Below are 6569 nucleotides of genomic sequence, written 5' to 3' on the forward strand. Positions count from 1 at the left end.
TGGATAGTGTTACTATCTGCTAGAAACTCACAAGAACGGGGTAAGTTTATAGACAATTCATGTCTCACCTGTTGTGCTACTTTTTTCTGTTGTTTTAGTCGTTTTACTGTTTTACGATGTGTTTTGGGAGAAATCATCCCATGGTTATAGAGAATGGTACGAACAGTTGTATCTGTTAAATTGATGCCATGTTCTTGTTTTAAAATTTCAGTAAAATGAACAACATTAGGTTTTAAATTGGTAAATGATTGGTATAGTTCTACAATAAAAGTTTTAGTAGATTCAGGTAGACTATGCTTTGGCGAGCGTTTTTTATTTTTATGAGAAAAAGCTGACTTACCCAATTGAACATAATTGTTAAGTAGTCGGTTAATTTGTCTTAATGATAAAGTTAATTCAACACAGGCACGTTGTTTTGTTTTTTTGCCATGATGAACGGCTTTGATGACGTTATATTTTTTTATTTCATTCACTGTTAATTCTATCCTTTTCATATCTCTAGTTTATCATTTTGGGACATTTTGTCATTCGATTACTTTAAGACATTATCACATTCGATTGATACATAAAAAGTGATTAAAAAACAAGTATTGTCTAAAGTAATCTATTTAAAACTGTGGAAATCTTCGTTTATAAACGAAGATTTCCACAGCTTTTATTATTTTGAGATTTTTTTCCTAGCCCCTTTGCTTCACTTAGTGATGTAAAAATAATCATGTTGATGCACTCTTTTTGTTCAGCAATACGATTTTATATACACAACAAAGTATATCCTCTTTATTATGCATAAAACAGATTATATCATTCATTAAAAAATGGGAAAATAGATATACAGTTAAAAACAAAAATACTATTGCTTTAATATGTCGCAATAGGTCTAACAATTAGGCACCAGACTCAAAGATTATTTTTTATCACATATCAAAAATTTGCCTTATTTAACGCTTTGTTATTAAATTATCTTTCTGTTTATAATATGATGATTACCTTTTATCAATATTCCTCTACTTATACCTTACTTTATGTCAGTTTTGTCCAGTAGATAAGAATAGCCTGTTTGCTAATCTATGTTTTGCATATAGATGATAACGTACACTACCCTACCAAGATACTTAAGCTTATTTCCTTATTCTTCCTTTTTCAACATGAATACCTAGCTATCTTAAACAAGAGATTATTATATTAAACATGTACTTAAAACAACAACTTGCGAGTATTTTTTATATTATATAATATGAAAACTAATAATAGGCTGTTTTTTCAATTTTCAATGATTAAAAATTCTATGTTTTCAATCTAAATTATTTATTTAAATTTCTTTAAGACTTTTTAAGGTTAATTTAAGCAAACCATTATATACTATACCATGTTAAAGGTTCCCCTACCTTTAACAGAAAACATACCCTAAATTTTTTCATTAATATATCCCCTTTAAAACGCACCTGTGCTTTGCATAGGGCGTTTTTCTTTTGTACTGGTTTCAGTCCCGGTTTACACAACGTTTCATTTCTTATTCATAAAAAAGGTAATCATACTTTATGCCTATCTTTGATACAGATACTCATTCTGCAAGGAAAATGCTCCTCTTTTTTTACATTATATTAAATATTCTATAATATCATTTTTTCCTCTATTAAATCATATTGTATTTATCTTGCTACTCACTTTTAAAAACTTCAGTGCGTTTAGCTTTTTATTTTACTTGCTCACATAAATAATGAATTATATTTCCATTTTTAAACATCTTTTTATTTGCAATGATAACTTTGTTTTTATTCACTAACCAAAATAATTATTCTATATCACATCTGATAATAACTTTATAAGTTTTAATGGCACTGAAAAAAGTTTCCAAATAACAAAAATTGTGGGAAATCAACGTTTATAAACGTTGATTTCCCACAATTTTAAACACATCACTTCAGACAATGTTTAGTTTTTCCACATTCCATCATTTTATAGATATAAACTTTAAGCCAAGATATTAAAACACTTGGTTTAAAGCCGTTTTTAATATGTATTGAATAGACCACTATTTTGACACACTATACTTTTATACATTGAATATGTGTCTATCTCTATATTTATTATGATTAATAAGACACTTACCAGTGTGGACTTAGTCACTTTAACCTACACTTTTTATGATATGAATGTTGCTAAAACAACTGTAATCAATCCACTAATACTAATGGCAATACTACTCATTGCTCCCTCAATTTCTCCTAATTCAATAGCCTTAGCCGTTCCAAGTACATGAGCTGAACTCCCTATTCCAATACCTAAGGCAACAGAATTTACGTTTTTCATATATTTTGTAAGTAAAGGAATAAACATTGCTCCAAACATCCCCGATAGTACAACACACAATAATGTAATGGACGGAATTCCTCCAATTTGAGTCGAAACATCTGCTGCAACAGCTGATGTAATAGAGCGTGGTAATGTAGATAATTTAATGGTATGTTCAATATCCAAAAGCATACAAAGTAAATAAGTAACACTCATTGATGCTATACTTCCTACAACACAACCTAAAACACTCGGAATAAAATATGCTTTCAAAATATGTTTTTGTCGGTAAATATTTAAAGACAAACCACACGTTGCTGGCAAGAGAAAAAACGCAATATACATTGCTCCTTTATTAAATTGCTCAAATGAATATCCTGTAGTTAACATCACAAATAAAATAAGACTCATGCTTAATAAAAAAGGATTACAAATCGTCCACTTGGTTTTTTCTTGAACCAATAGTCCAATACTGTATGTGACAACACATAATATAAATCCAATTAAATGTGAGTTAGTCATGTTGTTCCTCCTCTCCTTTTTCAGCATACAGCCACTCCATAAGCCATTTTGTTGTGAAATAGGCACATAAAAAAGTGATTATTACACCAATAAAACAAATGATAATGAGTTGTAGCCAGATAGCTTGTACAATAGACAAATAATTAATAATAGCAATACTACTTGGAATAATAAACAGTGGCATTAACTGCAATAATAAGTCCGTCGTTTCAGCAATATGTTTTTCTTTAATAAATTTAATGCTTAGTAATCCGTACATCAGTAACATTGCTATAATTCCAGCAGGCATTGTAAAAGGTAAGATGCTGGATACCCACTCACCAATTAAACAGACTATCATAATAATGCTAATTTGCTTAATATATTTCATGTTTTCTCCTTATTTCCACTTAATATTTATACTTTTTTGCTTTACTCTTCTATAACATAATATAGTTACACTCAGTTATTATGATTAAATTGTATAAAGTCTAGCACTATCTTAAACACGTATTATTACAAGACAAGGCAGCACCTAATTAAGTGCTACCTTGCTTTACTTACTGCTTATTCTAAGAAATCTTTCAACTGTTTTGAGCGACTTGGATGGCGTAATTTACGTAAGGCTTTTGCTTCAATTTGTCTTATACGCTCACGTGTTACCCCAAAGACTTTACCAACTTGTTCTAAGGTTCTTACATTTCCATCATCTAAACCGAAACGTAAACGCAACACATTTTCCTCTCTATCAGTCAATGTATCCAAAACTTCTTCTAATTGCTCTCTCAATAATGCATAGGCTGTGTGTTCTGCTGGGCTTGTTGCACCATCATCTTCGATAAAATCACCTAGATGAGAATCATCTTCCTCTCCAATAGGTGTTTCTAAAGATACAGGCTCTTGTGCAATTTTCAAAATCTCTCGAACTTTATCAGGAGAAAGGTTCATCTGTTCACCAATCTCTTCTGGGAATGGCTCACGACCTAATTCTTGGACAAGTTGACGCTGAATACGTACTAATTTATTAATGGTTTCAACCATGTGAACTGGAATACGAATCGTGCGTGCTTGATCAGCAATAGCACGTGTAATAGCTTGTCGAATCCACCATGTTGCATAAGTTGAAAATTTAAATCCTTTTGTATGGTCGAACTTTTCAACAGCTTTCATCAATCCCATATTTCCCTCTTGGATTAAATCTAAAAACTGCATACCACGACCAACATAACGTTTGGCAATAGATACAACTAAACGTAAGTTCGCTTCAGCCAAGGCTTGTTTTGCTTCTTGATCCCCCTCTTCAATACGCAAGGCAAGAGTAATCTCCTCGTCTGCCGTCAATAACGGAACACGTCCAATTTCTTTTAAATACATACGCACAGAGTCGTTAATTTTTACATTTAAATCATCAACCAATTCATCTGCTTCAGCTAATAATTTTTCCGTTTCTTCTTCCTCATTGGCAATTTGACGTTCAGTCGGTTCGCCATTCTCGTCCACTACACCAATGCCATTATCTTCAAATTCTTGAATGAGAGCATCTATATCTTCTGCATTCAATTCAAAAGGGATCGCAATACGATCAGCTAATTCAAGATACGTTACAGTTCCTGTTCCGAATGCTTTCCGTTCAGCTAATAACTTTGCAATTTCTTCTTTTTTGGTTACACTTTTGTTTTCAGTCATTTGTTGCCCTCACTTCATTTTTTTTGCTAATTCTGTTAATTCTTGTAAAATACTAATCATCAACTCTTCATCATTTGCTTTTTGTGCCTCTGCGTACTCTTTTCTCTTTTGTTGATAAATCTTCCGCAAATCATCTTTATCCATAACACTCAATAAATCAATAATTTCTTGATCACTCATACATTCATCAAATTCACTTAACATTAAATCTGCCACACGGTTACGCAACTCTAAATTATCTTGAAACATATCCAACCACTCTAAACTAGACAATTTTTCTGTTCTAGATTGCTGCAAAGCTAAGAACAATAAGTATAGTTCTTGATCTGATGCAGTAGAAAATTCAATAGTCTGGTGCGTTTCTGCTATGATTCTCTGCGTGTCTTCTTGAGTTAAAAGCCTTTTTAATAATTGTTTTTCGGCTTTTTGTCTTTTCGTTAATGCCGACTTAGTACTCTGCTCAATTTGAATAGACGCTTGTAATTGACTAGCTTGTTTTTGTTGACGATTAAGTTGCGCAGTTTCTCTAGCAAACACATCAAATTGTTTTTGTAGTGCCTCTTCAGCAATATTAAATTCCTCAGATAGTTCTTTAATATACATAGAACGTGCAGTAATTGAGGAAACATGTAATAATTCTTTTAAAAGCATATCAACATAATCTAATTGACTACGTTGTGAATCTAATGCATCATGTTGTCGATAAAAACGTTTATAAAAAGCAAAATCTGTTTCTTGTTCGTGTTTAACATGTTCAAGAAAATAGGCACTCCCTTTAGCTTGAATTAACTCATCAGGATCCATATTATCTAACATAGGTAGAACATAGATGCTTATATCTCTAGCTTGACGTAAAAGTTGAATAGCTCTGTCTGTAGCTTTTTGTCCCGCTTCATCGCCGTCATAGGCAATAATCACTTTGTTTCCTAATCGCTTTAGCTGCTGAATTTGTTGAACAGTTAAACTCGTTCCCATGGAAGCTACACTGTTTGTAATGCCTGCCTGCCATGTTGCTAAAACGTCCATGAATCCCTCACACAACATAAACTCTGATGTTTTACGAATAGTAGGTCTTGCTAAATCTAAATTGAAAAGAAAAGAACCTTTATTAAAAACTTTTGTTTCTGGACTATTTAAATATTTTGGTTCTTTAAACTCACTTGTATCCCGACTTTCATCGTTTAAATATACCCTACCTGAAAATGCTACATATTCTCCCTTATCATTTCTCAAAGGAAACATAATTCGGTTACTAAAACGATCTAAGAGCGTGTCTTGATATTGACTGACAAGCCCTGATTGTTGAATAAGTTCTTCAGAATAACCTTGATTTTTCAAAAGTGTGACTAATAAATGCCTTTGAGCAGGCGACACACCTATTTTAAATGTTTCTATAGTTTCTTTTGTGAAACCACGTTCTAATAAATACGTTAGAGCAGTCTTTCCTTCAAGCGTATGTAATAAAATATGATGATAAAATTCCACAGCTAATTGGTGCATGGCAATCACGTTTTGAACAACTAATTGTTCAGGAGATTTTTCTCGTTCTATCTGATCAGAAACGTGAATATCTACGGGAACATTCCCCAATTCTGCCACTTCTTTAACGGCTTCTACAAAAGTTAAGCCATCTTTTTCCATAAAGAAAGAAAAGACATTACCTGCTCTACCACAACTAAAACACTTATAAATTTGCTTTTCTTCTGACACTGAAAAAGACGGTGTTCTCTCATCATGAAATGGACAAAAACCAAAATGATTTTTTCCACGTTTTTTTAGTGCTACAAATTGATCAATTAAATCTACGATATTAACTTGATGTTTGATGCGTTGAATAATTTCATTAGGTATCATTGCCATATCACTCACCCCAATCGACACTACACCTATTTTAATAAAATCACTTTCTATTATATATCTCTATGATATTTTTTTCAATGATGAATTATCACATTCTTGAATTTATATCAATCGAATGTGATAATGTCTTAAAGTAATCGAATGACAAAATGTCCCAAAATGATAAACTAGAGATATGAAAAGGATAGAATTAACAGTGAATGAAATAAAAAAATATAACGTCATCAAAG

At 31.8% G+C, this 6569-nt stretch carries 4 protein-coding genes and 1 pseudogene; all 5 read right to left on the reverse strand.

Annotation, left to right across the window (positions count from 1 at the left end):
- Nucleotides 1–494 (reverse strand): annotated as a pseudogene (locus E4T68_RS07990) (helix-turn-helix domain-containing protein); the annotation flags it as partial.
- 1648 nt (nucleotides 495–2142) lie between these two features.
- Nucleotides 2143–2814, reverse strand: a complete 672-nt coding sequence (locus E4T68_RS07995) for an LrgB family protein (protein ID WP_167753868.1) — start codon at nucleotides 2812–2814, stop codon at nucleotides 2143–2145.
- Nucleotides 2807–3184 (reverse strand): CidA/LrgA family protein, encoded by a 378-nt coding sequence (locus E4T68_RS08000; RefSeq protein WP_135125829.1) that lies wholly within the window; start codon nucleotides 3182–3184, stop codon nucleotides 2807–2809. The genes E4T68_RS07995 and E4T68_RS08000 overlap by 8 nt, the downstream gene beginning before the upstream one ends.
- A gap of 176 nt (nucleotides 3185–3360) precedes the next feature.
- Nucleotides 3361–4479, reverse strand: a complete 1119-nt coding sequence (rpoD, locus tag E4T68_RS08005; RefSeq protein WP_135125831.1) for an RNA polymerase sigma factor RpoD — start codon at nucleotides 4477–4479, stop codon at nucleotides 3361–3363.
- A gap of 9 nt (nucleotides 4480–4488) precedes the next feature.
- Entirely contained in the window at nucleotides 4489–6339 is a 1851-nt protein-coding gene (gene dnaG, locus E4T68_RS08010) for a DNA primase (protein ID WP_135125833.1), read from the reverse strand.
- Nucleotides 6340–6569: the final 230 nt, after the last annotated feature.

Source organism: Granulicatella sp. WM01 (assembly GCF_004570605.1).
Taxonomy (GTDB): Bacteria; Bacillota; Bacilli; order Lactobacillales; family Aerococcaceae; genus WM01.

Excerpts from the sequence above, each read along its gene's own strand:
- dnaG (WP_135125833.1), bottom strand. The coding sequence starts at position 6,339 with ATGGCAATGATACCTAATGAAATTATTCAACGCATCAAACATCAAGTT.
- rpoD (WP_135125831.1), bottom strand. The coding sequence starts at position 4,479 with ATGACTGAAAACAAAAGTGTAACCAAAAAAGAAGAAATTGCAAAGTTA.
- E4T68_RS08000 (WP_135125829.1), bottom strand. The coding sequence starts at position 3,184 with ATGAAATATATTAAGCAAATTAGCATTATTATGATAGTCTGTTTAATT.
- E4T68_RS07995 (WP_167753868.1), bottom strand. The coding sequence starts at position 2,814 with ATGACTAACTCACATTTAATTGGATTTATATTATGTGTTGTCACATAC.